The organism is Streptomyces sp. NPDC086766 (genome assembly GCF_044746005.1).
Classification (GTDB): domain Bacteria; phylum Actinomycetota; class Actinomycetes; order Streptomycetales; family Streptomycetaceae; genus Streptomyces.
In genome coordinates, this window is record NZ_JBIVBI010000001.1 from 540,436 (window position 1) to 561,223 (window position 20,788).

General features: G+C 72.1%; 19 protein-coding genes. 13 read left to right on the forward strand and 6 right to left on the reverse strand.

The window, feature by feature from the left end:
- Positions 1-8: 8 nt before the first annotated feature.
- The 6 genes from ftsZ (at position 9) to ACIPM1_RS02450 (ending at position 4,980) form a co-directional block, all read left to right on the forward strand.
- A complete protein-coding gene (ftsZ, locus tag ACIPM1_RS02425) occupies positions 9-1,205 on the forward strand; it encodes a cell division protein FtsZ (protein WP_356187689.1) in 1,197 nt (398 codons plus the stop codon).
- Positions 1,202-1,930, forward strand: a complete 729-nt coding sequence (pgeF, locus tag ACIPM1_RS02430; RefSeq protein ID WP_356187687.1) for a peptidoglycan editing factor PgeF — start codon at positions 1,202-1,204, stop codon at positions 1,928-1,930. Before ftsZ ends, pgeF begins: the two co-directional genes overlap by 4 nt.
- 6 nt (positions 1,931-1,936) lie before the next feature.
- Positions 1,937-2,656 (forward strand): YggS family pyridoxal phosphate-dependent enzyme, encoded by a 720-nt coding sequence (locus tag ACIPM1_RS02435; protein WP_402427790.1) that lies wholly within the window; start codon positions 1,937-1,939, stop codon positions 2,654-2,656.
- Between the two features lie 129 nt (positions 2,657-2,785).
- The gene (gene sepF / locus ACIPM1_RS02440) at positions 2,786-3,427 is read left to right on the forward strand and encodes a cell division protein SepF (RefSeq protein WP_356187682.1); all 642 of its coding nucleotides are present in this window, start codon (positions 2,786-2,788) and stop codon (positions 3,425-3,427) included.
- Positions 3,428-3,475: 48 nt separating this feature from the next.
- The gene (locus ACIPM1_RS02445) at positions 3,476-3,760 is read left to right on the forward strand and encodes a YggT family protein (RefSeq protein ID WP_356187680.1); all 285 of its coding nucleotides are present in this window, start codon (positions 3,476-3,478) and stop codon (positions 3,758-3,760) included.
- 53 nt (positions 3,761-3,813) lie between these two features.
- Positions 3,814-4,980 (forward strand): DivIVA domain-containing protein, encoded by a 1,167-nt coding sequence (locus tag ACIPM1_RS02450; protein WP_356187678.1) that lies wholly within the window; start codon positions 3,814-3,816, stop codon positions 4,978-4,980.
- A gap of 265 nt (positions 4,981-5,245) precedes the next feature.
- Here ACIPM1_RS02450 and ileS read toward each other — a convergent pair whose 3' ends face one another.
- Together ileS and ACIPM1_RS02460 are read right to left on the reverse strand one after the other, a co-directional pair.
- Entirely contained in the window at positions 5,246-8,383 is a 3,138-nt protein-coding gene (gene ileS, locus ACIPM1_RS02455) for an isoleucine--tRNA ligase (RefSeq protein WP_402427795.1), read from the reverse strand.
- 701 nt (positions 8,384-9,084) lie between these two features.
- Positions 9,085-9,939 (reverse strand): hypothetical protein, encoded by an 855-nt coding sequence (locus ACIPM1_RS02460; RefSeq protein WP_402427798.1) that lies wholly within the window; start codon positions 9,937-9,939, stop codon positions 9,085-9,087.
- Here ACIPM1_RS02460 and ACIPM1_RS02465 point away from each other — a divergent pair.
- The 6 genes from ACIPM1_RS02465 (at position 9,914) to ACIPM1_RS02490 (ending at position 15,299) form a co-directional block, all read left to right on the forward strand.
- Complete coding sequence (locus ACIPM1_RS02465) at positions 9,914-10,390, forward strand: TraR/DksA C4-type zinc finger protein (protein WP_356187672.1); 477 nt, start codon at positions 9,914-9,916, stop codon at positions 10,388-10,390. The genes ACIPM1_RS02460 and ACIPM1_RS02465 overlap by 26 nt on opposite strands.
- Positions 10,391-10,555: 165 nt before the next feature.
- Entirely contained in the window at positions 10,556-11,254 is a 699-nt protein-coding gene (gene lspA, locus ACIPM1_RS02470; protein WP_402427800.1) for a signal peptidase II, read from the forward strand.
- Between the two features lie 82 nt (positions 11,255-11,336).
- Complete coding sequence (locus tag ACIPM1_RS02475; protein ID WP_402427803.1) at positions 11,337-12,281, forward strand: RluA family pseudouridine synthase; 945 nt, start codon at positions 11,337-11,339, stop codon at positions 12,279-12,281.
- On the forward strand, positions 12,278-12,751 hold the full coding sequence (locus ACIPM1_RS02480; RefSeq protein WP_402427806.1) for a GNAT family N-acetyltransferase: 474 nt from the start codon (positions 12,278-12,280) through the stop codon (positions 12,749-12,751). Before ACIPM1_RS02475 ends, ACIPM1_RS02480 begins: the two co-directional genes overlap by 4 nt.
- A 156-nt stretch (positions 12,752-12,907) precedes the next feature.
- The gene (locus ACIPM1_RS02485) at positions 12,908-14,494 is read left to right on the forward strand and encodes a Na+/H+ antiporter (RefSeq protein WP_402427809.1); all 1,587 of its coding nucleotides are present in this window, start codon (positions 12,908-12,910) and stop codon (positions 14,492-14,494) included.
- Between the two features lie 64 nt (positions 14,495-14,558).
- A complete protein-coding gene (locus tag ACIPM1_RS02490; RefSeq protein WP_402427812.1) occupies positions 14,559-15,299 on the forward strand; it encodes an SDR family NAD(P)-dependent oxidoreductase in 741 nt (246 codons plus the stop codon).
- Positions 15,300-15,332: 33 nt separating this feature from the next.
- On the opposite strand, the gene ACIPM1_RS02495 is transcribed toward ACIPM1_RS02490, so the two are convergent.
- Positions 15,333-16,457, reverse strand: coding sequence for a mechanosensitive ion channel family protein (locus tag ACIPM1_RS02495; protein WP_402427815.1), 1,125 nt, complete (start codon positions 16,455-16,457; stop codon positions 15,333-15,335).
- Between the two features lie 288 nt (positions 16,458-16,745).
- Between ACIPM1_RS02495 and ACIPM1_RS02500 the strand changes: the two genes are divergently transcribed.
- The gene (locus tag ACIPM1_RS02500) at positions 16,746-17,315 is read left to right on the forward strand and encodes a dienelactone hydrolase family protein (RefSeq protein WP_402427818.1); all 570 of its coding nucleotides are present in this window, start codon (positions 16,746-16,748) and stop codon (positions 17,313-17,315) included.
- A 12-nt stretch (positions 17,316-17,327) separates the two neighbouring features.
- Here ACIPM1_RS02500 and ACIPM1_RS02505 read toward each other — a convergent pair whose 3' ends face one another.
- The 3 genes from ACIPM1_RS02505 to ACIPM1_RS02515 all read right to left on the reverse strand — a co-directional run bounded on the left by ACIPM1_RS02505 (position 17,328) and on the right by ACIPM1_RS02515 (position 20,782).
- A complete protein-coding gene (locus ACIPM1_RS02505) occupies positions 17,328-19,010 on the reverse strand; it encodes an alkaline phosphatase D family protein (protein ID WP_402427821.1) in 1,683 nt (560 codons plus the stop codon).
- 93 nt (positions 19,011-19,103) lie between these two features.
- Positions 19,104-19,946: a thioredoxin domain-containing protein gene (locus tag ACIPM1_RS02510; RefSeq protein WP_402427824.1), complete on the reverse strand. Its 843-nt coding sequence runs from the start codon at positions 19,944-19,946 to the stop codon at positions 19,104-19,106.
- A 134-nt stretch (positions 19,947-20,080) separates the two neighbouring features.
- Positions 20,081-20,782 (reverse strand): hypothetical protein, encoded by a 702-nt coding sequence (locus ACIPM1_RS02515; RefSeq protein ID WP_402427827.1) that lies wholly within the window; start codon positions 20,780-20,782, stop codon positions 20,081-20,083.
- Positions 20,783-20,788: the final 6 nt, after the last annotated feature.

The following is a 20,788-nucleotide window of genomic DNA, read 5'->3' on the forward strand; positions in this document are numbered from 1 at the left end:
CCTTCGACGTGGCAGCACCGCAGAACTACCTCGCAGTCATCAAAGTCATCGGTGTCGGCGGCGGTGGTGTCAATGCCATCAACCGGATGATCGAGGTCGGTCTCAAGGGCGTCGAGTTCATCGCCATCAACACCGACGCGCAGGCGCTGTTGATGAGTGACGCCGACGTCAAGCTCGACGTCGGCCGCGAACTGACCCGCGGACTCGGCGCCGGCGCCAACCCGGCCGTCGGCCGCAAGGCCGCCGAGGACCACCGCGAGGAGATCGAGGAGGTCCTCAAGGGGGCCGACATGGTCTTCGTGACGGCCGGTGAAGGCGGCGGCACCGGCACCGGCGGCGCGCCCGTCGTGGCCAACATCGCGCGCTCGCTCGGCGCCCTCACCATCGGCGTGGTCACCCGCCCGTTCACCTTCGAGGGGCGGCGCCGTGCCAACCAGGCCGAGGACGGCATCGCCGAGCTGCGCGAAGAGGTCGACACCCTCATCGTCATCCCCAACGACCGGCTGCTGTCCATCTCGGACCGCCAGGTCAGCGTGCTCGACGCGTTCAAGTCGGCCGACCAGGTGCTGCTGTCCGGTGTGCAGGGCATCACCGACCTGATCACCACCCCCGGTCTGATCAACCTCGACTTCGCCGACGTCAAGTCGGTCATGTCGGAGGCCGGTTCGGCCCTGATGGGCATCGGCTCGGCCCGCGGCGACGACCGCGCGGTGGCGGCGGCCGAGATGGCGATCTCCTCGCCGCTCCTGGAGGCGTCCATCGACGGCGCCCGGGGCGTGCTGCTCTCCATCTCCGGCGGCTCCGACCTCGGCCTGTTCGAGATCAACGAGGCCGCCCAGCTGGTCAGCGAGGCCGCCCACCCCGAGGCCAACATCATCTTCGGCGCGGTCATCGACGACGCCCTCGGCGACGAGGTGCGGGTCACCGTGATCGCGGCCGGATTCGACGGCGGCCAGCCGCCGGCCCGGCGGGACAACGTCCTCGGCTCGTCCGCCGCCAAGCGCGAGGAGCCGGCCCCGGCGCGGCAGCCGGAGAGCCGGCCGACCTTCGGCTCGCTCGGCAGCGTGACGCCGAAGGAGGACCCCGAGCCGGTCGCCCCGGAGCCGGTGACCGAGCTCCCCGCCGTCACCCCGCCGATCCCGCCGTCGCGGACCTACTCGGACAGCGCGGCCGAGGAACTGGATGTACCGGACTTCCTGAAGTGATAGGACAGCGCGACACCGTGAACGGCGCGCACTTCGCCTTCACCGACCGGTGGGGCGGGGTGAGCGCCGTTCCGTACGAGGAGCTCAATCTCGGCGGCGCGGTCGGTGACGACCCCGCCGCCGTGCGCGCCAACCGCGAACGGGCCGCCGGGGCGCTCGGACTCGACCCGGCCCGGGTGGTCTGGATGAACCAGGTCCACGGGGCGGACGTCGCCGTGGTGGACGCCCCCTGGGGAGACCGCCCCGCGCCCGAGGTCGACGCGATCGTCACCGCGCGGCGGGGTCTCGCCCTCGCGGTGCTCACCGCCGACTGCACGCCGGTGCTGCTCGCCGACCCCGTCGCCGGGGTGGCGGGTGCGGCGCACGCCGGGCGCCCCGGGATGGTCGCCGGGGTCGTGCCCGCCGCCGTGCGCGCCATGGTGGAACTCGGCGCCGACCCGGCCCGGATCGTCGCCCGCACCGGACCCGCCGTCTGCGGACGGTGCTACGAGGTGCCGGAGGCGATGCGCGCCGAGGTGGCCGCCGTCGAGCCGGCGGCGCACTCCGAGACGAGCTGGGGCACCCCCGCCGTCGACGTGAGCGCCGGAGCGCACGCGCAGCTGGAGCGTCTGGGGGTGCGCGACCGGCAGCAGTCGCCGGTGTGCACGCTGGAGTCACGCGATCACTTCTCGTACCGCCGCGACCGCACGACCGGGCGGCTCGCGAGCTATGTCTGGCTGGACTGATGGGGCATGACGGACCGTAAGGGCGAAATCGCCGCGAACCTGGCGAAGGTGGAGGAACGCATCGCCGCCGCGTGCGCGGCCGCGGGCCGGCCGCGCGAGGAGGTGACCCTCATCGTGGTCACCAAGACGTATCCGGCGTCGGATGTGCGGATGCTGTCGGAACTCGGTGTGCGTCACGTCGCCGAGAACCGGGACCAGGAGGCGGCCCCCAAGGCCGCCGAATGTGGGGATCTGCCCCTCATTTGGCATTTCGTCGGTCAACTTCAGACCAATAAAGTGCGATCCGTGGTCGGTTATGCCGATGTGGTGCAGTCCGTCGACCGGGCGCGGCTCGTGACGGCGCTGTCCAAGGAGGCCGGGCGGGCGGGGCGCGAGGTCGGGTGCCTGTTGCAGGTCGCGCTGGACGCGGACGCGAGCGGGCGCGGGGAGCGCGGCGGTGTGGCCCCCGGCGGCGTCGCGGAGTTGGCCGATCTGGTCGCCGGTTCGCCGGGGCTGCGGCTCGACGGTCTGATGACCGTGGCCCCGCTCACCGGCGAGTACGCGGGGCGTCAACGGGCGGCCTTCGAACGGCTCATGGATTTGTCGACCGACCTGCGCCGAGCCCATCCGGCTGCAACCATGGTCTCGGCAGGGATGAGTGCGGACCTCGAGGAAGCCGTGGCCGCCGGGGCGACACATGTGCGCGTCGGCACTGCGGTACTCGGAGTCCGCCCCGGGCTCGGGTAACGTCGCCAGGAAGTCGGACCACAGCAGAAAATATGGTCAATACCGCCGAAGACGGCGCAAAGACCTCGTGGATCGCGGGACTTGGCAGTCGTCAGCCGATGATCCACCACAGAGCGGAGGACTCAGAGCATGGCCGGCGCGATGCGCAAGATGGCGGTCTACCTCGGCCTCGTGGAGGACGATGGGTACGACGGCCGGGGTTTCGACCCCGATGACGACTTCGAACCCGAGCTGGATCCGGAGCCCGAGCGGGACCGGCGGCGGCACGAGCCGCCGCACCAGCCGCACGTAACACATCAGCCACAAAGGGACGAACCGGTACGAGCGGTGCAGCCTCCGGCGCCGCGCGACCCGGTTGCCCACGCCGCTTCGCTCCCGGCGGAATCGGCACGTCCGGCGCGCATCGCGCCCGTGGCATCCATCACACAAGAACGTCAGAGCCTGGAGAAGAACGCGCCGGTGATCATGCCCAAGGTCGTGTCGGAACGTGAGCCGTACCGGATCACCACGCTTCACCCCCGGACCTACAACGAGGCCCGTACCATCGGGGAACACTTCCGTGAGGGCACTCCGGTGATCATGAATCTGACTGAGATGGATGACACAGACGCGAAGCGACTTGTCGACTTTGCGGCCGGTTTGGTGTTTGGTCTTCACGGCAGCATCGAACGGGTGACGCAGAAGGTGTTTCTGTTGTCGCCTGCTAACGTCGATGTCACGGCGGAGGACAAGGCCCGTATCGCAGAGGGCGGGTTCTTCAACCAGAGCTAAGACGCAGACCGACAGGCACAGGGAACAGGGGAGAGGGAAGCACGAGTCATGAGCGTGTTCCTGGACGTGATCTACATCGCGTTGATGTGCTTCCTGATCGTGCTCATCTTCCGGTTGGTCATGGACTACGTCTTCCAGTTCGCCCGCTCGTGGCAACCCGGCAAGGCGATGGTGGTCATTCTGGAGGCCACCTACACTGTCACCGATCCACCGCTCAAGCTTCTGCGGCGGGTCATCCCGCCGCTGCGTCTCGGGGGCGTGGCGCTCGACCTGTCCTTCTTCGTGCTGATGATCATCGTCTACATCCTGATCTCTGTCGTGAGCCGGCTGTGAGCGATGTGAACTACCGTCTTGCCGAACGCCGACGACTACGTTGAGGTGAAGAGATGCCGTTGACCCCCGAGGACGTGCGGAACAAGCAGTTCACGACCGTCCGCCTCCGAGAAGGCTATGACGAGGACGAGGTCGATGCCTTCCTCGATGAGGTCGAAGCCGAACTGACGCGCCTGCTCCGCGAGAACGAGGACCTGCGCGCCAAACTGGCCGCGGCCACGCGCGCTGCTGCCCAGAACCAGCAGAACATGCGCAAGCCTCCGGAGGACCAGCAGCAGCATCCGCAGCAGCAGGGCATGCGCGGTCCGGGCGCTCCGGTCCCCGCCGGGATATCGGGCCCGCCGCAGCAGCAGATGGGTGGCCCCATGGGTGGCCCGCCCCAGCTGCCCAGCGGTGCCCCGCAGTTGCCCGCCGGCCCCAGCGGTCAGGGTCAGGGTCCGCAGGGCCAGGGCCCGATGGGTCAGGGTCCCATGGGTCAGGGTCCCATGGGTCAGGGTCCCATGGGTCAGGGCCCCATGGGTCAGGGTCCGATGGGCCAGGGCCCGATGCAGGGCCAGATGGGTCCCGGCCCGATGGGCGGACCCATGGGCGGTCCCGGCCCGATGGGTCAGGGTCCCGGGGGCGACAGCGCCGCGCGCGTTCTGTCGCTGGCCCAGCAGACCGCCGACCAGGCGATCGCCGAGGCGCGTTCCGAGGCCAACAAGATCGTCGGCGAGGCCCGCAGCCGTGCCGAGGGTCTGGAGCGTGACGCGCGCGCCAAGGCCGACGCGCTGGAGCGGGACGCGCAGGAGAAGCACCGCGTCGCGATGGGCTCCCTGGAGTCCGCCCGCGCCACGCTGGAGCGCAAGGTCGAGGACCTGCGCGGCTTCGAGCGCGAGTACCGCACCCGCCTGAAGTCGTACCTGGAGTCGCAGCTGCGCCAGCTGGAGACCCAGGCCGACGACTCGCTGGCCCCGCCGCGCACCCCGGCGACCGCGTCCCTGCCGCCGTCCCCGGCGCCCTCGATGGCTCCGGCCGGCGCGAGCGCCCCGTCGTACGGTGGCGGCAACCAGACGATGGGCGGCGCGCCCGGCCCGTCCGGTCCGTCCTACGGAGGGCAGCAGCAGATGTCCCCGGCGATGACCCAGCCGATGGCGCCGGTGCGTCCGCAGGGCCCCTCCCCGATGGGGCAGGCTCCCTCGCCGATGCGCGGGTTCCTCATCGACGAGGACGACAACTGACAGTTGGTGGTACGCCCCAGGCGTCGGCAGCGTTCACAGGGCGGGGCCCCGGATCACGTATCCGGGGCCCCGCCCTTTTTACGCGCGTTGAGTGCGGCGTGCGCCCTGCGTCGTACGTCCTGTGCCGTGCGCCCTGCGTAGCGCGGCGGGCGTCGCCGCCGTGAGCCGGGCGGGCCGAGACGGGAGAAGCAGTCCACAGGACCCGGAACAACGCGAAGGCCTGGGGCACCGGTCGGTTCCGGTGCCCCAGGCCTTTGTTCGACCGTTACGCCTTGCGCAGGCGGAAGGTCAGGGACAGGCCCTCGTCGGTGAAGGGCTCACCGTAGCCGCCGTCCGCCTCGCCCTGGGCGAAGTCCGTGGCGAGGACCTCCTCGGCGATCAGGCCGGCGTGCTCGCTCAGGGCCGTCATCACGGCCGGGTCCGTCGAGGTCCAGCGGAGCGCGATGCGGTCCGCGACGTCCAGGCCGCTGTTCTTGCGCGCCTCCTGGATCAGCCGGATCGCGTCCCGGGCCAGGCCCGCACGGCGCAGCTCCTCCGTGATCTCCAGGTCCAGCGCGACCGTGGCGCCGGCGTCGGACGCCACCGACCAGCCCTCGCGCGGGGTCTCCGTGATGATCACCTCGTCCGGTGCGAGGGCGACCGTCTCACCGTCGACCTCGACCGACGCCGTGCCCTCGCGCAGCGCCAGGGACAGCGCCGCCGCGTCCGCCTGTGCGACGGCCTTCGCCACGTCCTGGACGCGCTTGCCGAAACGCTTGCCCAGGGTGCGGAAGTTGGCCTTCGCGGTGGTGTCCACGAGAGAGCCGCCGACCTCGCTCAGCGAGGCGAGCGACGCCACGTTCAGCTCCTCGGTGATCTGCGCGTGCAGCTCCTTGTCCAGGGACTCGAAGCCCGCGGCCGCGACCAGTGCCCGGGACAGCGGCTGACGCGTCTTCACCCCCGACTCCGCGCGGGTGGCGCGGCCCAGCTCCACGAGCCGGCGCACCAGCATCATCTGCCGCGACAGCTCCGGGTCGACGGCGGTCAGGTCCGCCTCCGGCCAGGACGTCAGGTGCACCGACTCGGGGGCGCCCGGGGTGACCGGCACGACGAGGTCCTGCCAGACCCGCTCGGTGATGAAGGGGGTGATCGGCGCCATCAGCCGGGTCACCGTCTCCAGCACCTCGTGCAGGGTGCGCAGCGCGGCCTTGTCGCCCTGCCAGAAGCGGCGGCGCGAGCGGCGCACGTACCAGTTCGACAGGTCGTCGACGAAGGCGGACAGCAGCTTGCCGGCGCGCTGGGTGTCGTACGCCTCCAGCGCCCCGGTCATCTGGTCGGTCAGCGCGTGCAGCTCGCTCAGCAGCCAGCGGTCGAGCAGCGGGCGGTCGGCCGGGGCCGGATCGGCCGCGCTGGGCGCCCAGTTGGAGGTGCGGGCGTACAGCGCCTGGAAGGCCACCGTGTTCCAGTAGGTGAGGAGCGTCTTGCGGACGACCTCCTGGATGGTGCCGTGACCGACCCGGCGGGCCGCCCACGGGGAGCCGCCGGCTGCCATGAACCAGCGGACCGCGTCCGCGCCGTGCTGGTCCATGAGCGGGATCGGCTGGAGGATGTTGCCGAGGTGCTTGGACATCTTGCGGCCGTCCTCGGCGAGGATGTGGCCGAGGCACACGACGTTCTCGTAACTGGACTTGTCGAAGACCAGGGTGCCGACCGCCATCAGCGTGTAGAACCAGCCGCGGGTCTGGTCGATGGCCTCGCTGATGAACTGCGCCGGGTAGCGGGACTCGAACAGTTCCTTGTTCTTGTACGGGTAGCCCCACTGCGCGAACGGCATCGAACCCGAGTCGTACCAGGCGTCGATGACCTCCGGCACGCGCGTGGCGGTCTTCGCGCACTGCGGGCAGGCGAAGGTCACCTCGTCGATGTACGGGCGGTGCGGGTCGAGGGCCGACTGGTCGGTGCCGGTCAGCTCGGTCAGCTCCGCGCGGGAGCCCACGACGGTGAGGTGGTCGTCCTCGCAGCGCCAGATCGGCAGCGGGGTGCCCCAGTAGCGGTTGCGGGAGAGCGCCCAGTCGATGTTGTTGTTCAGCCAGTCGCCGTAGCGGCCGTGCTTGACCGTGTCCGGGAACCAGTTGGTCTTCTCGTTCTCCTGGAGCAGGCGGTCCTTGATCGCCGTGGTGCGGATGTACCAGGACGGCTGCGCGTAGTACAGCAGCGCGGTGTGGCAGCGCCAGCAGTGCGGGTAGCTGTGCTCGTAGGGCAGGTGCCGGAAGAGCAGGCCGCGGGTCTGGAGGTCCTCGGTGAGCCTTTCGTCCGCCTTCTTGAAGAAGACGCCGCCGACCAGCGGGACGTCCTCCTCGAAGGTGCCGTCGGGGCGGACCGGGTTGACCACGGGCAGGCCGTAGGAGCGGCAGACCCGGAGGTCGTCCTCACCGAAGGCGGGGGACTGGTGGACCAGACCCGTGCCGTCCTCGGTGGTGACGTACTCGGCGTTGACCACGTAGTGCGCGGGCTCCGTGAACTCCACCAGCTCGAAGGGGCGCCGGTAGGTCCAGCGCTCCATCTCGGCGCCGGTGAAGGTCTGGCCGGTCGGCTCCCAGCCCTCGCCGAGCGCCTTGCCGACGAGCGGCTCCGCCACGACGAGCTTCTCCTCGCCGTCGGTCGCGACGACGTAGGTCACCTCGGGGTGCGCGGCGACCGCGGTGTTGGAGACCAGCGTCCAGGGGGTCGTCGTCCACACCAGGAGCGCGGCCTCGCCCGCGAGCGGACCGGAGGTGAGCGGGAAGCGGACGTAGACCGACGGGTCGACGACCGTCTCGTAGCCCTGCGCCAGCTCGTGGTCCGACAGGCCCGTGCCGCAGCGCGGGCACCAGGGGGCGACGCGGTGGTCCTGCACCAGCAGGCCCTTGCCGAAGATCTCCTTCAGCGACCACCAGACCGACTCGACGTACTCCGGGTCCATGGTCCGGTAGGCGTCGTCCAGGTCGACCCAGTAGCCCATGCGGGTGGTCAGCTCGGCGAAGGCGTCCGTGTGCCGGGTCACCGACTCGCGGCACCTGGCGTTGAACTCGGCGATGCCGTAGGCCTCGATGTCCTGCTTGCCGCTGAAGCCGAGCTCCTTCTCGACCGCCAGCTCCACCGGGAGGCCGTGGCAGTCCCAGCCTGCCTTCCGCGCCACGTGGTAGCCCCGCATGGTGCGGAAGCGGGGGAAGACGTCCTTGAAGACGCGCGCCTCGATGTGGTGGGCGCCGGGCATCCCGTTCGCGGTGGGCGGGCCCTCGTAGAACACCCATTCGGGCCGGCCCTCGGACTGTTCCAGGGTCTTGGCGAAGATCTTCTGCTCGCGCCAGAAGTCGAGCACGGCGTGCTCGAGCGCGGGCAGGTCGACCTGGGCGGGCACCTGGCGGTACGTCGGCGCTGTCATCAGCGAGCTTCCTCCAACGGACTTTCTGCCTTCCGTCGGAGGGACGAGAGCCTGCTTGCTGCCTGCGCCGTGTGCGGCGCGCTCCCGCGGTACCACCCTCCTTGGCTCCCCGGTGCGCCCTCCGCACCAACGAGCCCCCTCATTGGGATCGCGATGCCGGTTCTACTGGCCCCCGCCTTCGCTGGGGCGTTCCTCCGGCGGCTCCGGGGTGATCTTCACGTCGCGCTCGCCCCCGGGCTCCCACCGTCCCCGGGTCGCTCTGGGCTGCGTACGCCGCTACTCGTCCCCATCCACGCTTCTCGCTGCGCCCAGTGTACGGCGCTCCGGGGACGGCGGCCGACCGGTTTTCCCGGGCCGTGTCCCGCGGTCCGGCGGGGCGGGCACTGACCCGAATGGCGCGGTGCGCCGGTTCGGATCGCGGGGCATGTGGCCGGTCGGATTACCGGGCGGACAGCTGGGCACAACGGTGGCATGCCGCCCGGGCGGTGCGCGCGAGGCGGGCGAATCGGGCGGCGTGCCCCGTTGCCGCGGGACTCGAGTCGATTTATCGTCCCAGCACGATTCGCGCGCAAGATCACAATATGTGAAGGGGCCGCGGCCATGGTGGCGAAGAAGACCGCCGAGCAGTCGGCGTCCGGCATGTCCACGGGTGCCTCCGGCGGCGCGGCCAAGGACGTTCGCGGGAAGAAGACCGCCCGTGGTCACGGTGGCGGTGCGGCCGAGACCGCGGAGCTGGCGAGACCGCGGAAGGCGGTGCGGGCGGCCGCCGTCCGCACCGGCGCCGTGGCCGCCGACACGGCCACGCGGCCGGGCGGGAGCGGTGCGGCGCGTGGGAAGACGGCCGCGTCCGGAGGCGCGGTCGCGAAGGAGGCGGCCATGAAGAAGGCGGCCACGACGAGGACGACGCGGGATCCGGCGGCCACGGACAGGACGGCGGCCACCGGCAAGGCGGGCGCGGGGAAGGCATCCGATGCGGCGAGGACGCCGCGGACGGTCCAGGCGTCCGAGGGGGAGAAGACCGGGACGAAGAAGGCCGAGGTGACCACGGCCGGCGCGAAGAGGACCGGGACGAAGAAGACCGGGACGAAGAGGACCGAGGCGAAGAAGGCGCCTTTGGGGACGACGGCGAAGAGGGCGCCCGCGGGGTCGACGGCGAAGAGCGCGGCGAAGAAGGCCGCCGGGAAGACGGCGGCCGGGAAGACTGCGGCCGAGAGGACGGCGGCCGAGAAGGCCACGGCGGCGAAGACCTCGGCGAGGAAGGCGGCGCCGGAGAAAGCCCCCGCGGGCAAGGCCGCGAAGAGGACCACGGCGAAGAAGGCCGCGGCCGAGAAGAGCGCGGCCGCCACGGGCGCCGCAGGCAAGGGCGAGACCAGGACGGGCACGGCCAGGAGCGCGACCAGGACGAGCGCGACCGGGACGGGCACGAGCAGGACCAGCACGGCCAAGGGCACGACCAAGAAGAGCGCGGCCGGGAAGACGGCCGAGAAGGCGGGCGCGGCCCAGACCGCGCAGCAGACGGGAGCGACGACGGTGGTTGCGAAGAAGACTCCTGGCACGGCCACGACGGCGCAGACCGCCGTTCCCAAGGCACGGGCCGGCGCGGTGGAGCCCGGCGACCTCGCGGTGCGCCCGGGCGAGGACCCCTGGACCCCGGAGGAGGTCGAGGAGGCCCGTGCGGAGCTGCAGTCCGAGATGGAGCGGCTGAGTTCCGAGATCAGCTCCTCCGAGGCGTCCCTGGCGGGCCTGATGCGGGACTCCGGGGACGGGGCGGGCGACGACCAGGCCGACACCGGCACCAAGAACATCGCCCGCGAGCACGAGATGGCGCTCACCGCCAACGCCCGCGAGATGCTCCTCCAGACCGAGCGCGCCCTGGACCGCCTCGACGCGGGCACGTACGGCCTGTGCGAGAACTGCGGCAACGCGATCGGCAAGGCCCGTATGCAGGCCTTCCCGCGGGCCACCCTGTGCGTGGAGTGCAAGCAGAAGCAGGAGCGCCGCTACTGACCGGCCCGGCCGCGCGCGGGCGGGCCAGCGGCCCCGGGCGCCGTGAGGACGCCGTCCGGGCCGCCGCGGCGCCGATCGGCCCCGCCGGAGGCCGCCTGAGCACATGCGGCGGGGGAGGTGTGCCGTACTCTCGTCCCAGTCAGGTACCTAGGTTGAGGGACTCACGTGGCAGAGGCGGAGCGCATCATCGGTACGCCGGACACCCCGGACGCGGCTCGGGCCGGGCAGGAACGCCCCGGCGGGGACGCGGCGCCGGGCGGGCGGTCCGGTGCCGAGGGGGCACAGGCCCCGGCCGGTAAGTCCGGCGCGGAGGGCACGGCGGCGGCCGGAGCCACCCCAGCGGACGGCGACGGGGCGGCCGCGGCCGAGCGGCCCCGGGGCAGGCGGCGGATCGCCGTCCTGTTCGCGGTCGCGGCCTTCGCGTACGCCCTCGACCTGATCAGCAAGATGATCGTGGTCGCCAGGCTGGAGCACCACGCGTCGATCCAGATCGTCGGCGACTGGCTCAAGCTGGAGGCGATCCGCAACGCGGGCGCGGCGTTCGGCTTCGGCGAGGCCTTCACCGTGATCTTCACGGTGATCGCGGCCGCGGTGATCGTGGTGATCGCCCGGCTCGCCCGCAAGCTCTACAGCCTGCCCTGGGCGATCGCGCTCGGCCTGCTGCTCGGCGGGGCGCTGGGCAACCTCACCGACCGGATCTTCCGGGCGCCCGGCGTCTTCGAGGGCGCGGTCGTCGACTTCATCGCCCCCAAGCACTTCGCCGTCTTCAACCTCGCCGACTCGGCGATCGTCTGCGGCGGCATCCTGATCGTGCTGCTGTCCTTCCGGGGCCTGGACCCGGACGGCAGCGTGCACAAGGACTGAGCCGGCGGACCCCGCCGCCGGGGACGGGCGGGCTCCCCGGACCGGGGCCAGGGCTGCCGGTGCCGTCCGGCATACTCGACGGGTGAGCACGATTCCCGAGATCCGTACCCTGCCCGTGCCCGACGGCCTGGAGGGCGAGCGCGTCGACGCCGCCATCTCCCGCATGTTCGGCTTCTCCCGTACGAAGGCGGCGGAGCTGGCCGCCGCGGGCAAGGTGCTGGTCGACGGCACGGTGGTCGGCAAGTCCGAGCGGGTGAGCGGCGGCGCCTGGCTCGAGGTCGAGATGCCGCAGGCGCCCGCGCCGGTGCAGGTGGTCGCCGAGCCGGTCGAGGGCATGGAGATCGTGCACGACGACGAGGACGTGGTCGTGATCGTCAAGCCGGTGGGCGTGGCCGCGCACCCGTCGCCCGGCTGGAGCGGCCCGACGGTGATCGGCGGGCTGGCCGCGGCCGGCTACCGCATCTCCACCTCCGGCGCCGCCGAGCGGCAGGGCATCGTGCACCGCCTCGACGTCGGCACCTCCGGCCTGATGGTGGTCGCCAAGTCGGAGCGCGCGTACACCTCGCTCAAGCGCCAATTCAAGGAGCGCACGGTCGACAAGCGCTACCACACGCTCGTCCAGGGCCACCCCGACCCGACCAGCGGCACCATCGACGCGCCCATCGGCCGCCACCCCCAGCACGACTACAAGTGGGCGGTCACGGCCGACGGCAAGCCCTCGGTGACCCACTACGACCTGATCGAGGCCTTCCGCGCCGCCTCCCTCCTCGACGTGAAGCTGGAGACCGGGCGCACCCACCAGATCCGCGTCCACATGGCCGCCCACCGCCACCCGTGCGTCGGTGACCTGACCTACGGTGCCGACCCGACGCTCGCCAAGCGGCTGCACCTGACCCGCCAGTGGCTGCACGCGGTCCGGCTCGGCTTCGAGCACCCCGGCGACGGCGAATGGGTGGAGTTCGCCAGCGACTACCCCGCGGACCTGCAGAAGGCCCTGGACCAGGTCCGCGAGGAGACGTACGGATGAGCCCGGCCGCCCCGTACGGCGTCCGTGTCGCCGAGGACCCGGCCGACCGCGAGGCGTGCTTCGCGGTGCGCAAGCAGGTCTTCGTGGCCGAGCAGGGCGTCGCCGAGGAGATCGAGTACGACGCGTACGACGCCGTGGCGCTGCACGTCCTCGCCGTCCGGGACGACGGGCTGCCGCTCGGCACCGGGCGGCTGCTGTACGGCGAGGCGGCCGCCGTGAAGACCGGCGGCGAGCCGTCGGTGGGGTCGCTGGGGCGGCTCGCGGTGGCCCGGGAGGCCCGCGGGCTGGGCGTCGGCGCGGCCCTGGTCCGGGCCGTCGAGGACGCGGCACGCGCGCGGGGGCTGACCGCGGTGGACCTGCACGCGCAGACCCACGCGCTCGGCTTCTACGAGCGTCTCGGCTACGTGGCGTACGGCCCCGAGTTCCCGGACGCGGGCATCCCGCACCGCGCGATGCGGCGCTCGCTCTAGCCCCCTCCCTCCGGTCCGCCCCCTCCGGCCCGCCCCATCGGCCGGTGTCGCCTCGCCGAAGCGCTCGGTGTCGCCGAAGCGCAGGTGGGAACAGGTACGTGGCAGGCTTGAGGTCTGCTGTGTGAAGGATCTGGAACCACCAACGGAGCGCCGGCCGTGGATCAGTTGGCCCTGCTGTTCGTGCTGTTGCTCGGGGCCGTGGTGAGTGTCCCCGTCGCCGACCGTCTCGGGGTGCCGTCCCCCGTGCTGATGGCCCTGCTCGGGGTGGCCCTCGCGCTGCCCGACTTCGTGCCGAACGTGAACATCCCGCCGGACCTGATCCTGCCCGCGCTGCTGCCGCCGCTGCTGTACGCCGCCGTCCGCCGGACCTCATGGCGCCAGTTCACCGCCAACAAACGGCCGATCTTCCTGCTCGCGGTGGCACTGGTGTTCGTCACCACCCTGTGCGTCGCCGCCGTCGCCCAGGCCATCGTTCCCGGCCTCCCGGTCGCCGCCGCGGTGGCGCTCGGCGCGCTGGTCGCCCCGCCCGACCCGGTGGCGGCGACCGCGGTCGCCGGGCGGCTCGGGCTGCCGCGCCGCCTGGTGTCGATCCTCGAGGGCGAGGGGCTGTTCAACGACGTCACGGCCATCGTGCTCTACCACGTCGCGATCGCCGCCGCGATCAGCGGGGAGTTCTCCCCGTGGCGGGCCGGTCTCGACCTGGTCCTGTCGGCGGTCGTCGCGGTCGTCGTGGGACTGGCCCTCGGCTGGGGCACCAACCGGCTGATGGACCTGCTGGAGGACCCCACCCTGCAGATCGGCCTGACCCTGCTCGTGCCGTACGCCTCCTACGTGCTGGCCGAGGAACTGCACGGCTCCGGCGTCCTGGCCGTGCTCACCACGGCGCTGTTCCTGGCCGAGTACGCCACCCACGCCGACGACGTGATGACCCGGCTGACCGGGCACACGGTGTGGAACGTCGTCGACACCCTCGTCACCGGAGTCGCCTTCGGCCTGGTCGGCCTCGAACTGCACAACGCCGTCCGGACGGCGAGCGGCCGGTGGGGCGAGCTGCTCGGCTGGTCGGCCGCGGTCGTCGCGGTGGTGGTGCTCGTACGCCTGCTGTGGCTGCTCCCGGCGACCTGGCTCACCAAGCGGCTGCACGCGCTGCGCGACTACGACGAGGAGATCCCGCTGAGCTGGCGGGAGACCGTCGTGATGTGGTGGGCGGGGATGCGCGGGGTGGCCTCGGTGGCGCTCGCGCTGGCGATCCCGCTGACCACGGACAGCGGGGCGCCCTTCCCGGACCGTGACGAGATCGTCTTCATCGCCTTCGGCGTGATCATGGCCACGCTGGTGCTGCAGGGACTGACCCTGCCGTGGCTGGTGCGGCGGCTGGGGGTGCAGGCCGACACGGAGCGCGAGGGGGCGTTCGAGAAGCAGCTCGCGGTGCGGGCGGCGAAGGCCGCCAAACGGCGGCTGCGGGAGATCGAGCAGGTCGAGGAGCTGCCGGAGGACCTGGCGGAGCAGATGCTGCGGCGGGCCTTCGAGATCGGGGTGCGCATCAGCCCGGACATCGGCGACGACGAGCGCCGGGAGGCGCACGAGCACCGGGTGCGGCGGCTGAAACAGACGCGCCGGATCCAGAACGAGATGCTGAGCGCGGCCCGGCACGAGGTGCTGGCGGCGCGCAGCGAGGCGGGGGCCGACCCGGAGATCGTGGACCGGGTGCTGCGCCACCTGGACGTACGCAGTCTGCGGTGACCGGCAGCCGGGTCGATACGCGCGTTCGCCCGCCGCCCGCGGTCCCCCTTTGTAGGCTCGGATCATGACTCGCAACGTCGTGATCAGTGGTGGCGGTACGGGAATCGGGCTCGCCGCGGCGCGGGCCTTCGCGGCCGACGGGGACCAGGTGCTGCTTCTCGGGCGGCGGGCCGAGGTGCTGGAGAAGGCGGGCGTGCCCGGCGCCCTGACCTGCGCCGCCGACGTGGGTGAGGTGGCGGGGGCGCGCAGGGTCGCCCGGTTCGTGGCCGACGAGCTGGGCGCGGTGGACGTGCTGATCCACAGCGCGGGCGGCTCCGGGCAGCTCGAACCCAGGGTCGAGCGCGACGACCCGCTCGAACTCCTCGCCGACGACTGGCTGGTCAACTTCCGGCTCAACACCCTGACCGCCGTCCTGCTCACCGAGGCGCTCAAGGACCGCCTCGCCGAACCCGGCGGCCGGGTGCTGTTCCTCAGCTCGATCGCCGCCTACCGGGGTTCCGGGAGCGGTGCCTACGCGGCCGCCAAGGCCGCCCTGCACCCCTACGTCCACGACCTGGCCCGGCAGCTCGGACCGCGCGGCGTCACCGTGAACGCGGTCGCGCCCGGGTACATCGAGGACACCGACTTCTTCGGGGACGGGATGCCGGAGGAGCGGCGCGCCCAGCGCATCGCGGAGACCTCGAACGGCCGCGCCGGGACGCCCGGGGACGTGGCCGCCACGCTGCACTGGCTGGCCTCGCCGGCCGCCGGCCACATCACCTCGCAGATCATCCAGGTCAACGGCGGCGCCGAGCGCGGCCACTGAGGCCACGGCGGGCGGCTCCGGGCGCCCAGCCGTTCAGCCCCGGCCGCGGCCCCCTGCGGCGGGCTTCTCGAAGCTGCGCCAGAGCGCGCAGTCGTGGGTCTCGCGGTAACCGTCGGCACGGCCCGGGGGCGGCACCGCCCCCGCCGTGTTGACGCGGGGCAGCGCGTAGGGGTGCTCCTCGTACAGCCAGCGCACCATCTCCTCGCGCACCGCCACCCGCACCGTCCAGATGTCGTCCGCGTCCTTGGCGGTCACCAGCGCCCGCACCTCGATGGTGTTCGGCGTCGAGTCCGTCACCACCAGGCCGTAGGCGCGGCCGTCCCAGGCCGGGCACTGGCGCAGGATGTCGCGCAGCCGCTCGCGCATCGCCTCGACGGGCGCGCTGTGGTCGAGCTGCCAGAAGACGGTGCCGGTCATCTGCGGGGTGCCGCGGGACCAGTTCTCGAACGGCTTGGAGGTGAAGTACGACACCGGCATGGTGATCCGGCGCTCGTCCCAGGTCCGCACGGTCAGGAAGGTCAGGGTGATCTCCTCGACCGTGCCCCACTCGCCGTCCACGACGACGGTGTCGCCGATGCGCACCATGTCGCCGAACGCGATCTGCAGTCCCGCGAACATGTTGCTCAGGGTGGACTGCGCGGCGACACCGGCGACGATGCCGAGGATGCCGGCCGAGGCCAGCAGCGAGGCACCGGCCGCGCGCATCGCGGGGAACGTCAGCAGCATGGAGGCGATGGCCACCACGATGACGATCGCCGAGACCACGCGCATGATCAGCTCGACCTGCGTGCGCACCCGGCGCACCCGGGCGGGGTCCCGGTGCATCCGGGCGTAGCGCGAGTACGACGTCTCGACCACCGCCGCCGCGATACGGATGACCAGCCAGGACGCGGACCCGATCAGTACCAGGGACAGCGTCCGGCCGATGCCGACCCGGTGGGCCTCCAGCAGCTTCGCCTCGTCGTAGGAGCCTCTCAGCAGCGCCGAGCACAGCACGAGCTGGTAGGGCACGCGGGCACGGCGCAGCAGGCCCCACAAGGGTGTCTCGTGGTGCCGTGCATCGGCCTTGCGCAGCAGAAGGTCCGTGGCCCAGCCGACGACCAGCGTGAGGACGACTGAGCCGCCGACGACGATCAGCGGGCGGAGTACGTTCTCCATGCCTGCGAACCTAACCGGCGACGGCGGAACATGAACATGTGTCTTCGCGGCGATCGCGGGTAGGGCGCCCGGCGGTGTGGCGAGGATCTCCCGGTACGGATCTCCCGGTACGGATCTCCCGGTACGGATCTCCCGGTACGGATCTCCCGGTAAGGATCTCCGGCTGCGGATCTGCGCATCTCCCGGCGCGGACCTTCCGGCGCGGACCCGCGGCACCGGCGCGGACCTGCGGCGCGGGCCCCGGCGGCCGTGGTGGGGCGCGCCGCACCCGGCTGGCACCATGGCCTCATGAACATCATGCTCTTCCACTCGACCTTCGGACTCGGACCCGCCGTGCGCCGGGCCGCGGAGCGGCTGCGCGCCGCCGGGCACGAGGTGTGGACCCCGGACCTCTTCGAGGGCCGGACGTTCGACACGGTCGAGGAGGGCATGGCGTACAAGGACGAGATCGGCAAGGACGAACTGCTCAAGCGGGCCGTCCTCGCCGCGGTGCCCTACTCGGACCGGGGCCTGGTCTACGCCGGGTTCTCGCTCGGCGCCTCCATCGCGCAGACCCTCGCGCTCGGCGACGACAAGGCCCGCGGCCTGCTGCTCCTGCACGGCACGTCGGACATCGCGCCCGGTGCGTCGGTGGACGAGCTGCCCGTCCAGCTGCACGTGGCCGAACCGGACCCGTTCGAGACGGACGACTGGCTGAGCGCCTGGTACCTCCAGATGCGCCGGGCCGGCGCCGACGTGGAGGTCTACCGGTACGCCGGGGCCGGCCACCTCTACACCGACCCCGACCTCCCGGACTACGACGAGGAGGCCGCCGAGGCCACCTGGCGGGTGGCACTCGGCTTCCTCGACACGCTGTAGGCGCGACCGCGGCTACACCGGGTCGTAGGTGCGTTCGACCTTCTGCGTGCCGTTGCGGGTGCGGTAGGAGCGGGTCCAGGCGGAGGTGGCGTTCGGGCTGGTGCGGTCGGACAGGACGTAGTAGTCCATCTGCGCGCGGTCGGCGGTGATGTCCAGGACGCCGTAGCCGTGGCGGTCGGTGTCGACCCAGTGCACGTGGCGGTTGGCGGCGCGGATCACCGGGGCGGCGACCGCCGAGACGGTGCCCTCGGGCACCTTGACGATGTCGTCGAGGTTGTCGGAGGTCACCGAGGTGACCACGAACTCCGTGGCCGCCGACGCGGACAGCGGATACGTGCCGGCGTCCACCGGGACGTCGTTCGCCCAGGCCATGTGGATGTCGCCGGTCAGGAACACCGTGTTGCGGATGGCGTTCCCCCGCAGGTGCGCCAGCAGCTCGCGGCGGTCGTCGGTGTAGCCGTCCCACTGGTCGGTGTTGACGGCGAGGCCCTCCTGCGGCAGCCCGAGCAGCTTGGCGAGCGGCTTGAGCAGGTCCGCGGAGAGGGAGCCGACGACGAACGGCGAGATCATCACCGAGTTGCCGACCAGCCGCCAGGTGGTGTCGGACGCCTTCAGCCCGGCCTTCAGCCAGTCGAGCTGGGCGCGCCCGGTGAGCGTGCGGTCCGGGTCGTCGACCGAGCCGCTGCCCGCGGACGCCTGCTGCGAGCGGAAGGAGCGCAGGTCGAGCAGGGAGAGGTCGGCGAGCCTGCCGAAGCGCAGCCGCCGGTAGGTGGTGCCCGCGAGCGCCGGGCGGACCGGCATCCACTCGAAGTAGGCCTGTTTGGCGGCCGCCTGGCGCGCGCTCCAGGTGCCCTCGGCGCCCTCGGTGTGGTTGACCGCGCCGCCCGACCAGGCGTTGTCGGCGAACTCGTGGTCGTCCCAGATGGCGACGACCGGCGCCTTGTGGTGCAGGGCCTGCAGATCGGGGTCGGTCTTGTACCTGGCGTGCCGGGTGCGGTAGTCGGCGAGGGTGAGGATCTCGTTCGCGGGGGAGTGCGGCCGGACGACCGTGCCCCGGGTCCCGTACTCGCCGGACTTGTACTCGTAGATGTAGTCGCCGAGGTGCAGCCAGGCGTCCAGGTCGTTCCTGGCCGCGAGGTGGCGGTAGGCGGCGAAGTAGCCGGCCTCCCAGTTGGCGCAGGAGACCACGCCGAAGCGCAGGCCCGGCACGGCCGCGTCCGCCGCCGGCGCGGTGCGGGTGCGCGCCACCGGTGAGTCGGTGCCGCCGGCCGAGAAGCGGAACCAGTAGTCGGTGGCCGGCGCGAGTCCCCGGATGTCGGCCTTGACCGTGTGGTCGGAGGCGGCCGTCGCGGTGGTCGAGCCCCGGGCGACGACGCTGGTGAACGCCTTGTCCCGGGCCACCACCCAGCTCACCTCGGTGTCCGGGCCGGCCCCTGAGCCGGGTGTCGCCTCGGCGGTGGGCGTCACGCGGGTCCACAGCAGGATGCCGTCCGGCAGCGGGTCCCCGGAGGCCACCCCGTGCAGGAACGCGGGTGCCTCGGTGGCGGCGCGGGCGGGCAGCGCGGCGGCGAGCGGCCCGGCCAGGACAGCAGTGGCCGCCGCGGCCTTGACGACCGTACGGCGGCGCGGGGAAAGAGAGTTGACGCGCTCGGATCGCGAGCCGGCGTCAGGAGCTGATCTGTATCGACTGGTCACGGCCGATCAGATTACTGATCAGTACGTGCGAAGGGCGGGCGAACGGCCAAATGTTCGCCCGCCCTTCAGCGCGGGGACGGCTTACCGGAGGGGTCAGCCCTTGAGGGCCGCGTCCACCGCCTTGTTGAAGTCGGCCACCGACATCGGCGGGTTCTGGGTGCCGGGCGTGGTCAGGATCTTGCCGTCCATGACGAAGCTCGGGGTGCCCGTCACACGGTCCTTGTTGGTGTCGAAGGTCTTCGACATCGCCAGTGCCCAGGCGTCGTAGGTGCCGTTCTTCACCGCCGACTGGAACTTGGCGTTGTTCTTCAGCGCGGGGACGGTGTTCGCGACCTGGATGAGGTAGTCGTCGCTCTTGAACTTGTCCTGCGTCTCCTCGGGGTGCCACTTCGCTGAGTACAGCGCGGCCTTGTAGTCGAGGAAGGCGTCGGTGCCGACGTTCAGCGCGGCGCCCATGGCGCTCATCGCGTTCTTGGAGCCCTCGCCGCGCGAGCCGATCGTGCCCTTGCTGAGCGCGTCGCCGTCGAGGAACGTGCCGCCGATGTACTCGACCTTGTACTTGCCATCGTCGATGTCCTTCTTCACCGTCGCGCCGACGGTCTGCTCGAACTGAGCGCAGATCGGGCAACGCGGGTCCTCGTAGACCTTCAGGGTCTTCTTGGCGGTGCTCTTGCCGATGACCACCGTCGTGCCGTCGGTCCCGGTGGTGTTGGCCGGGGCGACGACCTTCTCGTCCTTCACGGCCTCCCAGTGGCCGGGCTTGTTGGCCTGGACGACGGCGTAGCCTATGCCGCCCGCCGCCGCCAGCACGGCGACGACCGAGACGGCCACGACGGCCTGCCGCTTGGCCTTGGCGCGCTTGGCGTCGCGCTCGCGCTCGGCGCGCAGCCGCTCCCGGGCCGCCGACTTCGCCGCCTGACTGTTCCGCTGGCTCATGGTGGTGTTCTCCTGTGGGACGCGCAGCTCTCTGTGCGCTGGGTACGTGCGGGGGACTGGTCGTGCTCAGGGGCGGCCGTCCGGGCCGGCCCCGCGCGGGGTGCCGCCCGGGCCCGGCCGGCGGGTGGTGCCGCTCAGACGAGGGCGGCCGAGCACGGCGGTCCGCGCCGTCCCAGGGCGCGTACCAGGAAGCGGGTGCGCAGGACGGCGGGCCGCGCCGCGGGACGCGCCGGGCGCGGCGCGGACGGGGCGGGGCGGACGGTCACCGCGGCGGCGGCGAGCCGCAGCGGCCGGACCGTCGTGGCGGCCGTGGCGGCCACCGCGCGCAGCAGCTGGGCGAGCGCCCGCTCGCCGCGGCGCAGCCACGCGGCCGCGAGCAGTCCGACGCCGGTGTGCGCGGCGAGCAGAAGCCAGGCGGTGGCCGGGTCGGCGTGGGCGAGCAGGGTGGCGAGCCGGTCGGGTCCGGCGCCGGCCAGGGGAGCCAGGGGCGCACCCACGCCCGGGCCGCCGCCGCACAGCAGGTCGACGCCGACGGAGCGCAGCGGGCCGGCCACCGGGCCGCCCACGGGTCCGTAGCAGACGTGCTGGCCGGTGGTGAAGACGGTGTCGGCCGCCAGCTCCAGCGGGATCAGCAGCGCGGCGATCCGCCCGAAGCCGCGCTCGCGGCCCGCCAGGGCGTACGCGAGCACGAACACGGCGACCGCGACGGCGGCCACCGTGTTCAGCGGCAGCGGGACCCGGGACAGCAGCACGTGGGACGCGGTGCTGAGCGTCACGACGACGGCCGTGAACAGCGCCGCGCGTACGGCTCTGAGGTGGGTCCCTGATATGTCCATTCCGCA